The sequence below is a fragment of the Rhodococcus cerastii genome, assembly GCF_033042195.1.
In the GTDB taxonomy this organism is placed as follows: Bacteria; Actinomycetota; Actinomycetes; order Mycobacteriales; family Mycobacteriaceae; genus Rhodococcoides.
In genome coordinates, this window is the sequence record NZ_JAWLKF010000007.1 from 192,988 (window position 1) to 210,134 (window position 17,147).

16 protein-coding genes and 2 pseudogenes are annotated in these 17,147 nt (G+C 63.3%); 5 read left to right on the plus strand and 13 right to left on the minus strand.

Annotation, left to right across the window (positions count from 1 at the left end; translation table 11 throughout):
• Positions 1-279: 279 nt before the first annotated feature.
• Together R3P93_RS14910 and R3P93_RS14915 are read right to left on the minus strand one after the other, a co-directional pair.
• A complete protein-coding gene (locus R3P93_RS14910) occupies positions 280-756 on the minus strand; it encodes a class F sortase (RefSeq protein ID WP_231893840.1) in 477 nt (158 codons plus the stop codon).
• Between the two features lie 155 nt (positions 757-911).
• Entirely contained in the window at positions 912-1,688 is a 777-nt protein-coding gene (locus R3P93_RS14915; protein WP_027498227.1) for a CHRD domain-containing protein, read from the minus strand.
• Between the two features lie 144 nt (positions 1,689-1,832).
• Between R3P93_RS14915 and R3P93_RS14920 the strand changes: the two genes are divergently transcribed.
• Together R3P93_RS14920 and R3P93_RS14925 are read left to right on the plus strand one after the other, a co-directional pair.
• Positions 1,833-2,366, plus strand: coding sequence for an RNA polymerase sigma factor (locus R3P93_RS14920; protein ID WP_045840763.1), 534 nt, complete (start codon positions 1,833-1,835; stop codon positions 2,364-2,366).
• The gene (locus tag R3P93_RS14925; protein WP_027498229.1) at positions 2,363-3,079 is read left to right on the plus strand and encodes a hypothetical protein; all 717 of its coding nucleotides are present in this window, start codon (positions 2,363-2,365) and stop codon (positions 3,077-3,079) included. The genes R3P93_RS14920 and R3P93_RS14925 overlap by 4 nt, the downstream gene beginning before the upstream one ends.
• Here the strand turns inward: R3P93_RS14925 and R3P93_RS14930 are convergent.
• The 6 genes from R3P93_RS14930 to R3P93_RS14955 all read right to left on the minus strand — a co-directional run bounded on the left by R3P93_RS14930 (position 3,061) and on the right by R3P93_RS14955 (position 9,658).
• Entirely contained in the window at positions 3,061-5,280 is a 2,220-nt protein-coding gene (locus tag R3P93_RS14930) for an MMPL family transporter (protein ID WP_094665724.1), read from the minus strand. The genes R3P93_RS14925 and R3P93_RS14930 overlap by 19 nt on opposite strands.
• Positions 5,281-6,435 (minus strand): hypothetical protein, encoded by a 1,155-nt coding sequence (locus R3P93_RS14935; protein WP_317533366.1) that lies wholly within the window; start codon positions 6,433-6,435, stop codon positions 5,281-5,283. It lies immediately after the preceding gene.
• Positions 6,432-7,172, minus strand: a complete 741-nt coding sequence (locus R3P93_RS14940) for a phosphatidylserine decarboxylase (protein WP_068053209.1) — start codon at positions 7,170-7,172, stop codon at positions 6,432-6,434. Before R3P93_RS14940 ends, R3P93_RS14935 begins: the two co-directional genes overlap by 4 nt.
• Complete coding sequence (locus R3P93_RS14945; protein WP_027498233.1) at positions 7,172-7,369, minus strand: hypothetical protein; 198 nt, start codon at positions 7,367-7,369, stop codon at positions 7,172-7,174. The genes R3P93_RS14940 and R3P93_RS14945 overlap by 1 nt, the downstream gene beginning before the upstream one ends.
• A 1-nt stretch (position 7,370) precedes the next feature.
• Complete coding sequence (locus tag R3P93_RS14950; RefSeq protein WP_094665723.1) at positions 7,371-8,609, minus strand: SDR family oxidoreductase; 1,239 nt, start codon at positions 8,607-8,609, stop codon at positions 7,371-7,373.
• Between the two features lie 344 nt (positions 8,610-8,953).
• Positions 8,954-9,658 carry a TetR/AcrR family transcriptional regulator gene (locus R3P93_RS14955; protein WP_027498235.1) on the minus strand — a complete coding sequence of 235 codons (705 nt, stop codon included), beginning with the start codon at positions 9,656-9,658 and terminating at the stop codon, positions 8,954-8,956.
• Between the two features lie 204 nt (positions 9,659-9,862).
• Here R3P93_RS14955 and R3P93_RS14960 point away from each other — a divergent pair, with 204 nt between their 5' ends.
• Complete coding sequence (locus R3P93_RS14960) at positions 9,863-11,338, plus strand: MFS transporter (RefSeq protein WP_371827903.1); 1,476 nt, start codon at positions 9,863-9,865, stop codon at positions 11,336-11,338.
• 16 nt (positions 11,339-11,354) lie between these two features.
• Here the strand turns inward: R3P93_RS14960 and R3P93_RS14965 are convergent, their stop codons facing one another.
• Positions 11,355-11,909 carry a PaaI family thioesterase gene (locus R3P93_RS14965; protein WP_027498237.1) on the minus strand — a complete coding sequence of 185 codons (555 nt, stop codon included), beginning with the start codon at positions 11,907-11,909 and terminating at the stop codon, positions 11,355-11,357.
• Between the two features lie 572 nt (positions 11,910-12,481).
• Between R3P93_RS14965 and R3P93_RS14970 the strand changes: the two are divergent.
• A pseudogene (locus tag R3P93_RS14970) lies at positions 12,482-12,997 on the plus strand (transposase); the annotation flags it as partial.
• Between the two features lie 31 nt (positions 12,998-13,028).
• On the opposite strand, the gene R3P93_RS14975 reads toward R3P93_RS14970, so the two are convergent.
• Positions 13,029-13,781 (minus strand): TetR/AcrR family transcriptional regulator, encoded by a 753-nt coding sequence (locus R3P93_RS14975; protein WP_068052725.1) that lies wholly within the window; start codon positions 13,779-13,781, stop codon positions 13,029-13,031.
• Between the two features lie 106 nt (positions 13,782-13,887).
• On the opposite strand from R3P93_RS14975, the pseudogene R3P93_RS14980 reads away from it, so the two are divergent.
• Positions 13,888-14,254, plus strand: a pseudogene (locus tag R3P93_RS14980) (AMP-binding protein); the annotation flags it as partial.
• Between the two features lie 30 nt (positions 14,255-14,284).
• On the opposite strand, the gene R3P93_RS14985 reads toward R3P93_RS14980, so the two are convergent.
• The 3 genes from R3P93_RS14985 to R3P93_RS14995 are packed head-to-tail and all read right to left on the minus strand — an operon-like array spanning position 14,285 to position 17,134.
• Positions 14,285-15,208 carry an alpha/beta fold hydrolase gene (locus tag R3P93_RS14985; protein WP_027498239.1) on the minus strand — a complete coding sequence of 308 codons (924 nt, stop codon included), beginning with the start codon at positions 15,206-15,208 and terminating at the stop codon, positions 14,285-14,287.
• The gene (locus R3P93_RS14990) at positions 15,198-16,268 is read right to left on the minus strand and encodes a ferredoxin--NADP reductase (RefSeq protein WP_027498240.1); all 1,071 of its coding nucleotides are present in this window, start codon (positions 16,266-16,268) and stop codon (positions 15,198-15,200) included. The genes R3P93_RS14985 and R3P93_RS14990 overlap by 11 nt, the downstream gene beginning before the upstream one ends.
• Positions 16,265-17,134 carry an SDR family NAD(P)-dependent oxidoreductase gene (locus tag R3P93_RS14995; RefSeq protein WP_027498241.1) on the minus strand — a complete coding sequence of 290 codons (870 nt, stop codon included), beginning with the start codon at positions 17,132-17,134 and terminating at the stop codon, positions 16,265-16,267. The genes R3P93_RS14990 and R3P93_RS14995 overlap by 4 nt, the downstream gene beginning before the upstream one ends.
• Between the last annotated feature and the right edge of the window lie 13 nt (positions 17,135-17,147).

Here is a 17,147-nt window from a genome sequence, read left to right on the forward strand (position 1 = left end):
AACGACGAACGCCCCGGCGCAAGAAGCACACGGGGCGTGAACGAGCAGGCAGTCGCGAGGACTGCAGACAGGTTCCCTACCTCGTTCTCCTGCGTGGGCCGTCCGACACGATCTCGGACCTTCAACCGCGCAACTCCCGGAAGTGAATCCTTCGAGAAGGCGGTGACCAACGGTCTTGGGTAGAACTTGATTGGGCGGTCTGGACCGGAGTGCGAGCACTCGTGATCCGAACCGTTGTTCAGGTTACAACATCCTCCGCGTCAACTCCAAAACGCTGGGCTATTGCCGCACTCCGTAGACGACGAGGTTGCGCTCGTAACTGCCCACCGAGGCGTCGAAGTCGCCCGAGCACGTGATCAGCCTGATCTCGTCGGTGGGCACCGCCCCGAAGACCTGCACCGTCGGGAACTCCACTTTGCCGTAGTCGCCGACCCGATCGATGCGGTAGTCGACTCGACCACCCGTCCCGTCCCCCACCGTCACGACATCTCCCGGTCGAAGCTCCGACAACCGATCGAACACTGCGGGACCGGTCGTGGAATCCACGTGCCCGGCCAGCACGGTAGGACTACCGATCACGCCCGGTCTGCCGCCGCCGGTGAACCACCCGACGTCGTCGTAGTCGCTCGGCACCTCCATCTCGCCGTTCTCGGTGAGATGGAGGCCGATCAACGGCTCGTCGAGGTCGATGGCCTCGACGCTGAGCCGGGTCGGTGCCTGCGCCGCGAAATCCGCCGTCGGGCCCGGTCCCGGCAAATCTCCAGCGGTCGAGGACTCGGTCGCTGGTGCGGCAGGTGGTACCGAGGTAGGTGTTGGTGCGGCAGGTGGTGATGGTGCGGCAGATGGCGGCGGTGCGGACGTACAGCCCGTCACCACCACCACTGCCGTAACAGCAACCAGGAGCCGAGATCTCAGCTGCGTGCCGTTCCGCTGCGGCGAGCAACCAACGTCACTCCCGCGATCGCCGTTGCACCCAGGACTACTGCGCCGAGGGCAACCGCGCCGACGACGGGCACCGCATTACTGGAGGCCGAATCGGACGCCGCGGCCAGAGCCGAACCGCCACCTCCGGTGGCGACGGAGCCGACCGGAATCTGCGTCAGCTGTCCGCGTACCGCTCCGGCCACGAAGTCGACGGTGTGGGTGTCGGCCGCGAAGCCCGCCGGATTTGCTTCGATCTGGTCCAGCGTGAATCCGGTTCCACTGTCGGCGTCGGCACCGGCCGGCGTCAGGCCGGTGGTGAACGGTCCCTGCATGCAGCCGGTGCTCGAACGTGGGCCGTCACCGATCGGCGTCGGGTTCGGGAACGCCAGACGCGGAGGTCCCGCAGCACCCGCCGCCGCCTCGTGAATGTGCGTGGCGGTCTTGGCCGGGCTCATGTAATCGCCGGTGACGCCGTCGAGCGCGATGTCGTAGCAGACGATGTCGAGATCGGAATTGATGCGCAGCGTGAACGTGCCCGTCGCGCCCGGCTGGCCCGGAGTGGCGACACCGTCGCCGTTCACCACCTGGTCGGGAGTTGCCATCGCGGTGAACGCGCTGGTGAACGAGTCCGGTTCGGCAACGGGGGTATCGGCACCGGCCGGGGCCGCGGTGAACAGCATCAGTGCAGCGGCCGTGCCGCCGACGACTGCGGTGGCGGTGCCGCGGACGGACATGGTCGGGCGGGTGATCGAGCGTCTGGTCATCTCGTGGGCCTTCCGTGGGAGCATCGGGCAGGCGAGCCCGTGCAGAGGTGTACGACGGTCGATGCCACGATGTTCAAAATTCGGTAAAGAAATACTCCAGTCTCGGATATGAACGTCCGGGGGTCCGTCGACGTAGTCACTGTCATGAGCATCGGGAGCGTGATCGAACTGCACTTCGACGTCGCTGCCGCGTACGACGAGCATGCGTCGGCCATGCTCGGTTTCGCCGTCAACGCACTGCGCGACCGAGCGCTTGCCGAGGACTGCGTCCAGGAGACGTTCCTTCGCGCATGGCGGGCCCGGTCCCGATTCGAGCCCAGCCGAGGAGCGCTGCGTACCTGGCTGTTCGCCATCGAGCGCAATGTGATCGTCGACGTCCAACGGTCTCTGAGCAGAATGCCGAAGCCGGCGTCGGAAAGGATCGAGGACCTCGACCGACGATCGGTCGCGATCTCGCGTGACACCAGTCCCGACGTGGACGAGCGACTGCGCATCATCGCCGCGCTCGCCCTTCTCTCTCCCGATCATCGGCAGGTCGTCGTTGCGGTGCACCTGGCGGGAACCACCTATGCGGAACTGTCCGAGTCGACGGGCGTTGCCGTACGAACATTGCGCACTCGCGCCTTCTACGCACTGAGGGCGCTGCGAGACCATCTCGACGGACAGGAGGAAGCATGAACGCCCGAGACGATCGCCGAGCCGAACTGATCGCCGCTGCCGTCGGCGACGACCTCGACGACACCGAGGCCGCCGAGCTACGCGAGCTCGCAGCATCCGATCCCACCGTCGACAGGGACATCGCCGAACTGCGCGCGCTGACCGGGACTCTCGGTCGTCGCGGTCCGACCGAACCGTGGCTCGAAGCATCGACGTCACCCGACCTCCGCGCCCGAGTTCTGGGTACGTCACCCGGCTCTGCGTGGCCACCCCAGCGGACACGTGGACCGCGCAGATCGGCCGGCCTGGCGGCCGCCGCCGCGATCGCGGGGCTGGTCGTCGGCAGCGGCGTCGTGCTCGGTATCGACGCCTCTCGACCGCAACCCGAGGATCCACCGGCCGCGATCACCGGACCTCCGGGAACCCTGGGTGCCTACGAGCAGGTCGCTTTCACCACGAGCATGCCGAGCGTGGACATCGAGGGCGGCCTCGTTGCGCACACGTGGGGCACCGAGACGTTCCTCGACATGGACGGCGTGTCCGATCGAGGCCCGTACGAGGTCGTCCTCGTCGATCGGTGGGGCACCGAACTCCCGTCCGGCACGTTTCTCGGTAGCGACGTCACCATCGAATGCCGCATGAACGCGGCGGTACTTCGCGGCGACGTCACCGAGATCGAGATCCGCGGCGCGGACGGCTCGCTGCTGGCGTCGGCTCAGTTGCCGACCACCTGACGATTCCGCGTACCGGGCCACCAGTTGCGCTCGCCGAAGAGCTTCATCATCGCCGGCACCAGCATCATGCGCACCAGCACGGCGTCGAACAGCACCGCGATGGCAAGAGCGAAGCCGAACTGTTTGAGCTCGAGCACGTCTGCGGTGAGGAAGCTGGCGAACACGGCGATCATGATTGCGGCGGCGGCGGTGATCGGCCTGGCGGTGTGTTCGATGCCGTCGACGACGGCGACGTCGTTGCTCGCTCCCCGCACGAACACTTCTCGCATACGGCCGATGAGGAACACCTCGTAGTCCATCGACAGACCGAAGACCACGGCGAACACCGTCACCGGTAGATACACCTGGATGTAACCCGGGCTCTCGAAGCCGAGAATGCTCGAACCCCAACCCCATTGGAAGACGGCGACGGTGGCACCCAGCGCTGCCCCGGTGACCAGCAGGTTCATGGCGACGGCCTTGAGCGGGATCACCACGCTGCGAAACACGACGGCCAAGTAACAGAGAGAAAAGGCCAGTACCGCGGCGACGACCCAGACGAACTTGCCGGAGATCTCCTCGGATGCGTCGACCACCAGCGCGGTGGTACCGCCCACGGACACGCTGGTGCCGTCCACGTCACCGGCGAGAACTGCCTGAGAACGCAGGGTTTCGACGAGGTCGGCGGCCTCCGTCGAGTCGATCGGGACCGACGGGACCACGATCAGCAACGACCGGCCGCCCTCGGGTTGCGCCAACGCGTAGGCGACGCGATCGTCTCCGCGCACGGAGTTCGCGAACGCGTCGACCGTGGCGATCTGCTGCGGTCCCAATGGACTGTCGTCCTCGCCGGTGAACACGATGGTGATGGGCGAGATGGTGCCGGGCGCGAACTTCTCGGTCAGGACCGTGTTGGCTCGTCCGGACGGTTCCGCGCTCAGCGCCTCGGCACCGAGATCGACCCCGTACGAGATCGAACCGATGGGAACCAGGCAGACGATGAGGACGGCGGCGGATGCGACCGTGTAACGCCAGGGGCGCTCGATGACGTGCTGCGCCCACCGCGACCACCACGTGGGAACTGCGGCGTCGTGCTCGTCGACCGAGGGAGGTTGGAATCGTCGCGGCAGCGACCAGGCCCCGATGCGCGTTCCCAGCACCGCGAGAAGTGCCGGCAGCAGGGTCCACGCGACCACGACGACGGTGGCGATGGTGAGCGCGACGACCAACGAGATGCTCTGCACCGCAGGGACATCGACGATCGCGAGGGCTCCGAGTGCGATCAACACGACCAGACCGGAGATGACGATGATGTGTCCGGCGGTGCCCATGGCCGCCCCCACCGCGCGCTCGGTCCTGTCCGAATCTTCACCGGGTCCGGCCCGCCCGATCTCCTCCCGGAACCGACTGACGATGAAGAGTGCGTAGTCGATTCCCAGACCCAGACCGAACATCGCCGCCACCGTGGTGACGAGAACATCGAAGGTCATCACGTTGGACAGCAACGCGAACATGCCGAACGCCGCCAGCACTCCGATTCCGGTGGTGACCAGCGGCACGATGCCCGCGACCACGGAACCCAGCGCCAGAACCAGCACCACGAAAGCGATGGGCAGACCGATGCTCTCGGCCCGCACGGCGTCCTCGGATTCGACGCGGGTGAGATCGACGGTCATCGGCGAGTAGCCCGTCACCGCCACCTCGACGCCATCACCGGACGCACCGCCGATCATCTCCTGCACGCGTTCGGCCACTGCGATCCGATCGCTGGCCTCTCCGCCGATGCCGACGAATGCGAGCGCCGAGGTCCCGTCGTCGGAGATCGTCGGGACGAATCCTGCGCTCTCGTAGGGGTCGACGACACGCAGTACGTCCGGTGACTGCCTCAGTGACGAGACGACCTCGGCCACCCGTGCGCGAAAGGCCGGGTTCCGGCTGTCCACCGAATCCGAGGTGAACGTGACGACGAGCTGTTCCGAGCCGAAGGACGCGAAATGCTGCTCGACCAGTTGGTCGGCGCGGCTGGATTCGGTTCCGGGAACGGAGAAGTTGGCCCCCACCAGGGAGTTCTGCAGCGCTGGGTACAGAATCGCGGATCCCACCGCCAGCAGCGTCCAGATCGCCAGCACCACCCAGCGTCGCCGCGCGACCAGTCGACCCCACCGGTCGCCGATGTTTCCGCAGCTCACCTGCGGGTCGATTCGCGAGATCGTGTCGGTCATCTACGTCAACTCCCGGCTGAAGATGCGGTACGTGCGGTGCGGAGCGAGTTTCGTCCGGGACAGGACCGAGCCCTTCATCCACGGACTGTCGTCGAGCACGGGAGCCGCTTCGACGCGCGTGAACCCGAGATCGCGCATACGCACCGACATCTCCATGATCAGCAGAGAGGACACGGCTCGATCGGGGCAATCCGGATCGACGAACAGCATGTCCACCCGCACTCCGTCGATGACCTCCGTGCGACCCGGACGCTTGACGTGCCACAGCGTCACCAGGTCTCGTGCCCAGCGCGACTTCAGGTGCGACGCCTTCGCGGCGGCCTGATTGACGTCCGGGATTCCCATCAGAAAGCCGACGGGCTTGCCGTCGAGTTCGGCCAGCAGGGTGAGCCGACGATCGATGACCGGAAGCATCATCTTCAGCAACTCGAACAGTTCCGTGTAGGACAGCGGCGAGAAGCCCCAGAAGTTCACGAACGTCTTGTTGTAGAGATCCCGCACGATGCTCGCGTCGCGTCGCAACGTCCGGTATTTCATCGACCGGAACGTCACCTCGGATCGCGCCTTGATCTTCTCGAAGATCTGCATGTGCCGCGCGTATTTGGGGTCGTTGTAGATGATGCACGGGTCGTCGAAAAGGTAACTGTAGAAGTCCTTGACCGCCATCAGACCCCACTTCTCGAAGTGGGCCGCGTAGTAGAGCGGATTGTGCGGCATCCCCACCAGGGGCAGCGCCGGGACCTCGTCGACGACGATGCCTGCGCTGTAGAACATCGACGGACCGAAGGGCCCGGAAATCGTCGCGAGCCTGCGCGCCGAAAGCCAGTGCGCCGCAGCGTCGAGCAGCGCTTCGGCGACGTCGTGATCGTCGACCGCCTCGTAGAAGCCGAAGAAGCCGATCGGCTCCCCCGTGTACTCGGTGAACGACAGATCGTGGATGGCCACGACGCGACCGACGGCAATCCCGTTCTCGCGAGCCAGAAATGCTTTCGTGACGCGGGTGGCGGCAACCGAGGGCGGCGGTGCGATGAGAATTCGGCCCAGGTCCATCGACTCGTCGGGTAGGCGGTACGGATCGCCCTGGTAGACCAGGTCCGAGACGGACTCGAATTCACGCCAACCGGCTTTGCCGTCGACCTCTTCGATCGTGATCATCGTTCCTCTTCGCTCGGTTGTCTGCCGTCGACGAGGATCGGTGAACGCACCACCGTCGTCTCGCCGGCGAACACGTAATTGCCTGGCCGGACAGTGATCTCGTCGACGAGTGCGTCGGGCACGAACACGTCGCACTGAGAACCGAAGCGGATCATTCCGTACTGCTCGCCGCGCTCGACGGTGTCGCCCACCGCGATGTGCGCAACGATGCGATTGACCCACAGGTCGGCTATCTGCGTCACCGTCACCACGGCTCCGCACGCGTGCTCGATCGACACGGTGAGTCGTTCGTTGGTGAGCAGGTAGTCGCAGCCCACGTCGTAGGGAGTTCGCCGCGTCAGCAGATTGGCCCCGACCCGGGCCATCGACTTGTTGAACGGTGCCGCAGATCGGTGTCGGCGCATCCTGACGATGCCCGAGATCGGAATTCGATTGCGGTGTACCGAGTATTCGGACATGTAGATGCCGATGAGGTACCCGCTGTCGGCTTCGGCGACGCCGGCGATCTCGTCGAGGGCAATGGTTCGCCCCTTCTTGACTGCGAACGCGGTACTGCCTGCCTCCACTCGTTTGACGTACGTGACGAAGCCGTCCGCAGGAGCCAGTACCGCTCGCGGATCGGCGGGCGGTACTCGATGCGGATCGCGAAAGAAGAACCGGGTTCGCCAGTAGACGAACAGCGCGAACGGAGCTGCCGTCGCGGCAGCGAGGCCGAGGGCCCACCGACACCACGACATCAGCTGTGCCGCTGTTCGTCGACGCTCTCCGACCAGGTCACGAAGGCATCCGCTGCCCAGTTCCGCACCGGGCCGGGCAGCAGTCCGATCAGCCCACACACCACGTAGAAGCCGAGCGAGAGAACGCCGTTGGTCACCTCGCGGCCGATGGGTACGTCCCGTAGGCGCACCGAGGTGGGCTCGAATCCGTCTGCCACGTCAGTTGACGGCGGCGGGCGTGAGCGTCTTGAGCTGTGCTTTCTCGAAATAGAGCTCGAACAGTCGGCGGTGGTCGCACCACGAGATGTCGTGGTCGAGTGGGAGTATCGCCTCGGGCTTGTGCACCAGGCGCATCAGCTGATCGATGTTGTCGGCCAGCATCGTCTCGGCAAATCGAGGCGAAATGCGCGAACTGACGCGCTCTTTGAACTCGTCCCAGCTCACCAGGTCGAGTCCGAGCAGCTCGGCGTAGAGGTCGTGGCCGTAACCGGTGGGGTTGCTCGGTAGGAGCCGCGTCAACGGGTGACTGCGCAGCGCATTGCCGGCCATGACGTCGCACATCACGTCCACCGGAACGTAGTTCATTCCCGGGCCGTCCCAGATGGCACCGGCGGCGATGGCCAGTTCGATGATGCGCCAGAAGCTGTACACCCGTCCGGGATCACGGCCGAGTTCGGTACTTCCGAGAATGTAGGGGGCCTCGCACAGGGTGACGGAGTAGGTGTCCGACATCGAGAGCCACCCGAGAAGCGTTGCGTTGACCCACTTCATCTGCGCGTAGCCCGAGTACCACCACGAATCCGGGCGGCGAAAATCCTCGGGCTTCTGGTAGAGGTGAGCTCCGATGCTGCCCACGTAGGTGAGGTGCTTACGCGTGGAGGTGATGCTGAATTCGAGAATGCGCAGGACGCTCACGAACCAGTCGTCGCGCAGATCGGCATAGCTCTCGGTGTAGTCGGTCGAGCTGGCGCAATTGAAGATCTGCCCCACTCCGGCAGCAAGATCGAAGTAGGCAGCCTTGTCGAGACCGAACCGGAACGTCGTGGGAGTGCCCTCGACGATGCGAATCTTGTCGGCGTCGACCTCGATCTCGTACTGGTCGAAGGTGCGCTGCAGGCGCTCGAACGCCGTCTCCTCCTCGGTGGGGCGCACCATCGCATAGACGACCTCGACGGCGGAATCACGAGTGAGTCGGCCGATCAGGTGCGCGCCGAGGAATCCGTTGGCTCCGAACACCAGCGCCGTGTCGGTGCGCGGCGGTGCCATGCTCGCCACCCGGCGTCGGGTGTCCTCGTCGACGAACGGCCGCAACGCGGTCGGATCACCGTTGCTCAGAGCGACGACGTCGGCGTACTTGCCGGCGAAGCGAAGCCCCGGGCATTCGCTGGTGATCAGTGCATCCGCGTGCGGCCAGACCGGACGCAACGAACCATCTCCGAACAGTGCTTCTACGTGCATTCTCGCTCCCCTGCAACGATCGGTGTCCCATGTCACTTCGGACCGGCAGAACGTAGCAATTTCGAGGGCTCGAGATCGGGTGACCGGGAAAGTCTGGTACGCCCCATAGCGTTGCTCAACTTTTGTTGAGAGGGTTCCCAACAGAACACAGTCGAACGGGCGGATTATTGGAGCAGATTACGACCGATTCGCGTTCCTCGTGTCAGTTTCAGAAGACGGCTGCACGATGTCAGAAGTGCACTGCAGTGCAACTCCGAGTTCTCGAGCACACGTCCGGCCGTATCCAGTGAGCGCTGCGATCCCTGACTGGATAGCGCATTGATGGTGAAATTTCGCATCAAGTTTTATTGGCCGTCGGTGAGCTGCGGGTCTAGCGTCGCGGCCGGCCGTGGACGGCTGTGGTCGCGCGAAGTGCTCGATCGGACACTTGCGGCATGGGCGGCGAGAAAGTTGTCGACGATTTGGATGCAGTCGTCGGCGTGGATGTGGCGCAGTCCTGTGAGGCGAGCGAACACTATCGGTCCGAGGAGCTGAATGAGGGCGAAGGTGGTGTCGATCTCGCCGAGTACAGCGCGAGCGTCAGGGGCCGTCAGGATCTGATCCAGGGACCTGCGGTATTGCTCTATGACACGGGCCCGAAGCGAGACCACCGCGCCAGGATCGAGATCGCGCCGGCTGGCGTCGCCGCTGTTGACGGGTCCCATTGCCAGCCAGGCCAGCGTGGTCATCTGCACCGGAGCTTGGTCGATGAGGTCGGCTTGGGTGGTGAGCAACGAAATCAGACGTTCACGTAGCGGACCGGTATCGATATCGGTGTCGACTGGGGGTAGTAGTCGCTCGAAGGTTGCAGCAAGCAGGTCAGTGGTACTTCCGAAGTGGCGGTACAGAGTGGCACGTGCAACCTTCGACATGCGGGTGACCGCCTCCACGGTGACCGCCTCGACACCGCCGGTGGACAGCAGCTGGCCCGCCGCTTCGAGCAACCGGTTACGTGAGCGCGCCAGCCGGGGGTCGGCCGGACCCTCGGCTGCAACGAGAGGGTCGACCATGAACGGGCTCCGCTCCATTTTGACTGACAAAACATGTCCTCGCTTGACCATTCTGTCACACCCGCAAAGTTATGATACTAATAGTCTCGTACCGAGACGATCAGTCTCTAACTGGGAGGCTGGCCGTTGAACGAACGTAGATCCGACTCTGCCAGCGTCGCTCGATGGAGCGGTGCCCAGTGGTGGATGTTGATTGTGTCGTGCATGGCGGTCGCGTTGGTGGTGGCCGCAATGGCGGCATTGTATTCAGCGTTGCCACAGATCGCGGTCGCGACAGGGGCGACGCAAGCTCAACTGACCTGGATAGTCGACGGTTATACGCTGGTATTGGCGTGCTTCGTTCTGCCTGCCGGTGCGATCGGTGACCGGTACGGTCGCCGCGGGGTGCTCGTGGCGGGGTTGGCGTTGTTCGCTTTCGCGTCGGCCTTGCCCTTGTTTCTCGCCGACCCGGCGTGGCTGATCGCTGCTCGCGCGTTGGCTGGGGCGGGTGCGGCGCTGGTCATGCCCTCGACGCTGTCGATACTGACCGCGGGATTTCCACCGGCGCATCGCGGCCGCGCTGTAGGTGTGTGGGCCGGGGTTGCTGGATCCGGGGCGGTCCTGGGCATCCTCGGGGCTGGTGTGCTGCTCGAACAGTGGTCGTGGACCTCGGTGTTCGTCGGGTTGACCGTCGCCGGAGCGGTTCTGGCCGGGTTGGCATGCAGTATCGCGGAGTCCCGCCAGCAGGAGCATCCACCGGTCGATTGGGTGGGCGCGGTGACCGTAGTTGTCGCGGTCGGGGCGATCGTCTTCGCTGTGATCGAGGTTCCGGCCCGTGGCTGGTCGGATTCGCTCGTCGCCATCAGCACTGCGGTGGGCTTGTTCGCAGTTGTGGTGTTCGTCGTCGTAGAACTACGTTCCTCGGCACCCCTACTCGATGTCCGGTTGTTCGCCCGCCGTGGCTTCGGTGCCGGCGCACTGTCGGTCTGTATCCAATTTCTGGTGACCTTCGGGGTGTTCTTGCTGTTGGTGCAGTATCTGCAGTTGATTCTCGGTTATGGACCGCTCACCGCCGCGTTGGCGTTGACCCCTATGGTCGTGCCGCTCATCGTGATCTCGGTGATTGCACCCTGGCTGTCGAACATTGTTGGCCTGCGGGTGATGACCACTGTAGGTCTGCTCACCATCGCGGCGGGACTGGTGATGGTGAGCAGATTGACCGTCGCGGCAACTTACCCTGACCTGCTGTGGCCCTTGCTCATCATGAGTGCGGGTTTGGGGTTGTGTACCGCCCCTGCGACTTTCGCCATCGTCTCGGACACTCCTGAGGCCAAGCACGGGGTGGCTGCCGCGGTCAACGACGCAGCTCGCGAAATCGGTGCCGCGATTGGGATTGCGGTAGCCGGTAGCGTGCTCGCGGCCGGTTACGTTCAGCACATTCAGCCGGCTCTGCCCCAGCTACCCGAGCCTGCCCGTGGTCCGGTGGCCGATTCTCTGGCCGCCGCGTTGCAGGTCGCCGACCGCGCAGGACCAGCTGGTCAGCCGCTGGCCGAGTTCGCCAGAGCCGCATTCGTACACGGAAGTGGTCAGGCGACGCTGTCGTTGGCGGCGCTGACCGCCGCTGGGGCACTCGTCCTCGCCGTCTTTGCGCCAGGTAGACGCAGCCGTACGACAGCCACCGCGGGTGACGGACGTCGGTGAAGGTCGGCCAGGGTGTCTATTCTTCGGTGTGATTCGTGTCTGTGGCCCGGAGTTGGGCTCGGGCTTGGGACTGCATGAAGTGTTCGACCTCGACCACCACGAACAGGGCAGTAGCGGTGGCTACCGAGCGGCCCTGCGCATCGTCCATCGTGGCCGTGAGATCCAGTTTGCGCCCATCACGAGACCGAACGGCAGCACGCAATACGTATGGAGTGCCGAGCAGAACCGGCGCTAGGTAGTCGAGCTCGAGACGCCGCGTCACGGCGAGCTCACCCACTGTGTAGAGCAGGAAGCCGAACAGATCGTCGAGAACGGTCGCCACCGCGCCGCCGTGTGCTATCCCGGGTGCCCCGACATGACGTTGATCGAACACATGGTGAGCCACCACGCCGTTCTCGTCACGCTGGACCGACAGGGCATGGCCGTGCGGGTTCTGCGGCCCACAACCAAGACAGTCGGGGTGGTGGGGCGGTAGATCAGGCGAATCGAAACTCGTGCTCCAGAACGAGCGCGCCCAGTTCTCGATAGCGGGGCCGGCCGACCCGCTGACCTCGTCTGGAATTCTTTTCATGGTCGGACCTCTCTGTCGTGAAAACATTGTGCCGAGTCTGTCGCGTCTTCGTGCGCTCGGCCTGCACCGCTGTTAGTTTCGAAAGATAAACTGCACTATGTCAGAAGTGAACCGCACTAAAGGATCGACCAAGCCGACATAGCTTTAAAGAGAGAAGTGATCTGCCGCGAGGATTTCGGACCTGGAGATGACTATTCTGAGGCCGCGTTTGCGGACTGCCCGTAACTGAGTTCTTGTCTAGGGAACATTCCAGCCACCACGAAGGGCATCTCGCGAATGCAACTATCTCACACCCGACCTGCCTCGGCCGAATGCTGCGACGACCCCAATCTCTGCCGCTCCGCGGCGGCAGGCGAGGCCCGCGCGCCTCGCATCAAGATGACCGCGCTCTGAGGTCGATTTGTTGCGCCCAACGCTTGAAGGAGCGCGTCCAGCGCGATGTCCTCGTTATCGAATATCAAGATTGCATGGAGGTCGTCGCGGAGTGCGCAGCGGGCGCAGAAACGGGATCGGTAGCGTTCGCCTTTCGTGGTTGCAGGCGTTCGCAGCGCAGGTCGAGCGCGATGCCGGGCGCACTCTTGGCGTTGATCGCGGAGTTGAACCGTCAGATCGGCGACCTCGAAGCCGATCTGACCCGCCATTTTGAAACACACCCGGACGCTGACACACAACGCCGCCATCTACCTCTCCCTGCCAGGAATCGGTGTCATCCTCGCCGCCCGGGGCTCGGTGAATTCAGCGACGACGTCGACCGCTACACCAACGTCAAGTCTCGCAAGAATTACGCCGGTACGTCACCCCTGACAGTTGCGTCGGGCAAGAAGCGGGCCGTACTGGCTCGACATATCCGCAACCGGCGGCTCTACGATGCCATCGACCGGTGGGCGTTCTGCGCCCTCAGCCAGAGTCCGGCCGCTCGCGCGTTCTACGAACAACACCGTGCTACCGGAGACCTCCACCACCAAGCGCTCCGCGCACTCGCCAACAGACTTGTCGGGCTCCTGCACGGGTGCGTACGCCACTGCACCGAATACGACGAACACACCGCTTGGGCACACCGCACCGCGCAACAACCCGACGCAGCTTGACAAGTTACAATTATTGGATATCTAGGGTGATTCAGTCCATTTTGTGGCGGGACGCGAAACCGGGATGGCTGAATGGCAGACTGCGTGAGAAGGCCACGCCTACGGTTGCGGCCGCGCCGTCGATGATTCCCCACGTCGTCTCTGATAGGTGTGCGGCGAAGAACGTATCATCCACCCCTTGCTCACGACCGTTGTCGATCCACCACTGAGTCGCAGATAGACCAGAACCCAGAATGGACGCCACGGCCAAGGGAATGACCGAAGTATCTGCGTGAACACGCTGAAGACTTTCAGTGAACCGATCGGCGACGACCTCCATCACCGACCTCAGTTCGTCAGCAACTCCGCCATTTCCCGATCCGGAGTACTGAAACAAGTGATTCGCCATAAGGAATCTGACGACAGTGGGATACTGCCCGACGAGCGCGACGTAGCTCTGGACGGACGAGCGAACCATGTCGTCAACCGAAAGATAATCTTGGTCGGCGAGAATAGTGACTTTCGCCGAATCCCACATCAACGCACCGAGTTTCGCCGCCACCGCCGCGTTCAAGCCCGCTTTGTCGCCAAAGTAGCGATACAGCTTTGGTTTAGATACACGGGCCTCCGCAGCGATGTCGTCCATGCTGACGCCTGCACCATACCGTTCGATGATCCGTATGGTCGCGTCGACCAGCTGCGCGCGTACCTCGACTCTATGCTCATCCCAGCGGGTGCTACGGGCATCGGCCACTCGACGCTGCACCTGAGATGGAGTAAATGAAACGCGGCGGACGAATGACATTATGGGGTTAACAATACCCTGAAGGGTCCTCTCAAGCGAGTCGGGCTGGAGAGCCGTTCGCTGAAACCTCTCGGTTCGCTCGCAGCGGTTCGGCACCCTCCCTCAAGCAGCCGATCGTCCGCCGGATCGCACCGTGTCGATCACATACACCGGCGGCACGACCGGAAAGCCGAAGGGAGCCATCGGAGGCTTCGGCAATGTTCACGATGACGCAGATTCAACTCTCCGGAGTGAGAATGGCCGGGTTCCCCAAATTCTCGATGTGCACCCCGCTGTCGCATGCTGGGGCCGCGTTCTTCGTGCCGACCCTGACGAAAGGCGGCCCGATGATGGTGCTGCCGAAGTTTTATCCGCCGAGGTGCTGCGCACCATCGACGCAAAAAAGATCACCGTGGCGATGCCATCGATGCTGTACGCCTCGATGGACCCCTCCCAACTCGGACACGCGCGGCCTGTCGACGATCGTGGCCGTCTCACGAGCTCATGTGTGTCCGGTCGACGGTTCAAAAGCCATCGCCTACCGTGGCTGCGTCCAATCGGGCCGCTGCTTCGTTGAAATAGTTTGGTGCCTCCATGTTGATCATGTGACCGATCTGTGGCAACGCCACGAACTCATGCAACCGGCGGCGCTGCTGCAGTCGGTCGGCGAGATCAATGGAATGAACCGCGGGTGTCAACTTGTCGGCCGAGCCCACGATCACGGTCGTCGGAACCGTAAGTGAGTCGATTCCTTTGCTCACATCGATGGTGGCCAGGACCCTGCCCCACATTCCCCGAACCGCAGGGGGGCACCGCAGTACTATGTCGGAACACTCAGCCACAACGTCTGCTGGCGCGTGTGGACCCATCGTCCCGTATTTCACCAACCGTCGGTTGAAGCGAGTGTCAAGCATCTCCGGTCCCGCGGTGGCGAGCCCGGCTGCGAATGCCCGCTCCAGTGAGGCGCGGAATCGACGTGGCGACCCAATTAGCGTCGATTTACTCACCAACTGCGAGGGGCCGGTACTCGCCAAGACGGCACCACGGGATAAGACGGGCACCGACTCCGGGTGCTCGGCAGCCCAACCCATGATGGACATCCCGCCCATACTATGACCGGTCACCAATGCCTTACGATTAGACGTGACGACAGCGCGCAAGACAGCCTCGAGATCGTCGCCGAGCACCGACGAAGAGAAGGGCGCGCGACCCCGGTCGCTCCAGCCATGCCCTCGTTGGTCATACACCACCACACGGTGTGTGGTGGCGAAGTGCTCGATCTGAGGTCTCCAGAACCGACCTTGGCAAGCCCACCCGTGGCTGAACACCAACAGCGGCGCATCATCACCGAGCCCGTACTCCTCGACAAACAGCCTCGTGCCGTCACTGGAGAGAACCTCCCGCGACCGCCGCGACAATAGGCCAGCTTTCGAGGAGTCAGAGGTCATCGAAACTCACCGTCACAGCGTCGGTGAGCGGAAGTGCCTGGCACGCGAGTCGCTCGCCGTCTTCAATGTCGTCGTCTACGAGGATGTTGTTCTGCACCATCTCGACATCGCCATCGATGAGCTTGCACACACACGCGCTGCATGCGCCCTCTCGGCACGAGTACGGTGCATTGTGCCCTCGCGAGAGCAGCACATCGAGCAGAGGCGTGTTACGTGGCCACTCCGTGGTGATGCACTCTCCGTTCAGGTAAACCGTGGCCGTAGCTACACCCTCGTCGTCACTGAGTCGACGCAGTGTTGCGGTGTCGAACGGGTCACCCGTCAGCGACTGGAATACCTCTCGATGTACATCCGAATGATCCACTCCGCATGCGGCGGCAGAGCTTTCCACAAGATCCATGAAAGGGGAAGGCCCGCAGGTGAAAATTGCCGATCCCTTGTGTTCACGAATAATCTTTTCTACAGCCTCTGATGTGGGAATCCCGTTCTCCGACTCAAGCCAGTCAACCAAAGTGAACCGCTCGGCGAATTCAGATCTAATCTGCTCAAGCCGGCACTTGTACATGATCGAATCGGAGTCACGGTTTGCGTAGAACAGGACAACTTCCCCACTGCCCGACACCAGAGCCGACTGCACCAGCGACAGAACCGGAGTGATGCCGCTTCCGCCAGCGAAGAAGAGCAAGTCGACGTCGAGGCTCTTAGCGGTAAACTTTCCCGATGGCGTGAGGACGGTCACCTCCATGCCGATGGAAACGTTGTCACACAACCAGTTCGACGCATACCCCCCAGCGGTGCGCTTCACCCCGATCTCGAGGCGGAAGTCATCGACATGAGGCGAACTGCTCAGCGAGTAGCATCGTGCGACGTGGCCCGTCTGGTCGGACGGGATCTTCAACGTAATGAACTGCCCGGGTAGATGCTTGAAATCGTCGACGATCTCGTCAGGCACTTCGAAGGCGATGCTCACGGAGTCCTTGGTCTCCTGCACGACCTCCGACACGGTCAGCGTTCGCGATCGCGCGGTGGTGCCCGGCCGATTCTCCTGTTCGAGGGTCATTTGATGATCCCCCGCTTACGAGCCAAGGCGTAGCCCGCGCGTGTGACAGGCGCAGAGATGTCCTGGTAGCGCGGACCGACAACGCGTGCGACAAAGTCGAAGCCACGTGCGTCTGCGCCGATCAGCACTCGGGGCTTCTTCTTGTCCATTCCCTTGAGGATGGCGCACGCAGCTTTCTCCGGAGTGGTCCTGGCGATGTTGTTGAACATCGAGGCAATGGTGGCGGTATCTGCCCCCATATCGGATACACCACGAGCGTTGTTGACGATATTAGTCTTGACGCCGCCGGGGTGAACGCATGTCACCGTGACCGGATGCCGACTGATTTTCATCTCTTGCCGAAGCGCTTCGGTGAAGCCACGCACACCGAACTTCGCGGCGTTGTAAGCGCTTTGACTGGGGATCCCGACCAGACCGAAGACGCTGGAGGTGTTTACCAGATGACCATCACCAGAGGCGATCAGATAAGGCAGGAACGCCTTGGTCCCGTTGACGACACCACCGAAGTTGATGCCCATCAGCCAGTCGAAATCCTCCCAGGACATGTCGACAACGTCGGCGCCGAGGGCGACGCCGGCATTGTTGAACACCATGTTGACGCGCCCGAAAGACGACTGCACGCTCTCTGCGTAAACCTGGAACGCAGCACGATCTGCCACGTCCAACACCGCGGTCTCCACGGTCGCACGATGCGCGGTACGGCACATGTCCGCCGTCTCCTCGAGATGCACTTCGTCGACGTCGGACAAGGCAAGGCTGGCCCCGCGTTCGGCCAGTTGGAGGGCAAGGGACCGACCGATCCCTGAGGCGGCTCCCGTGACGACTGCGACCTGGGTCGCGTAATTGCCTGCTGTCGAACTACTCACTGTCGGATACTCA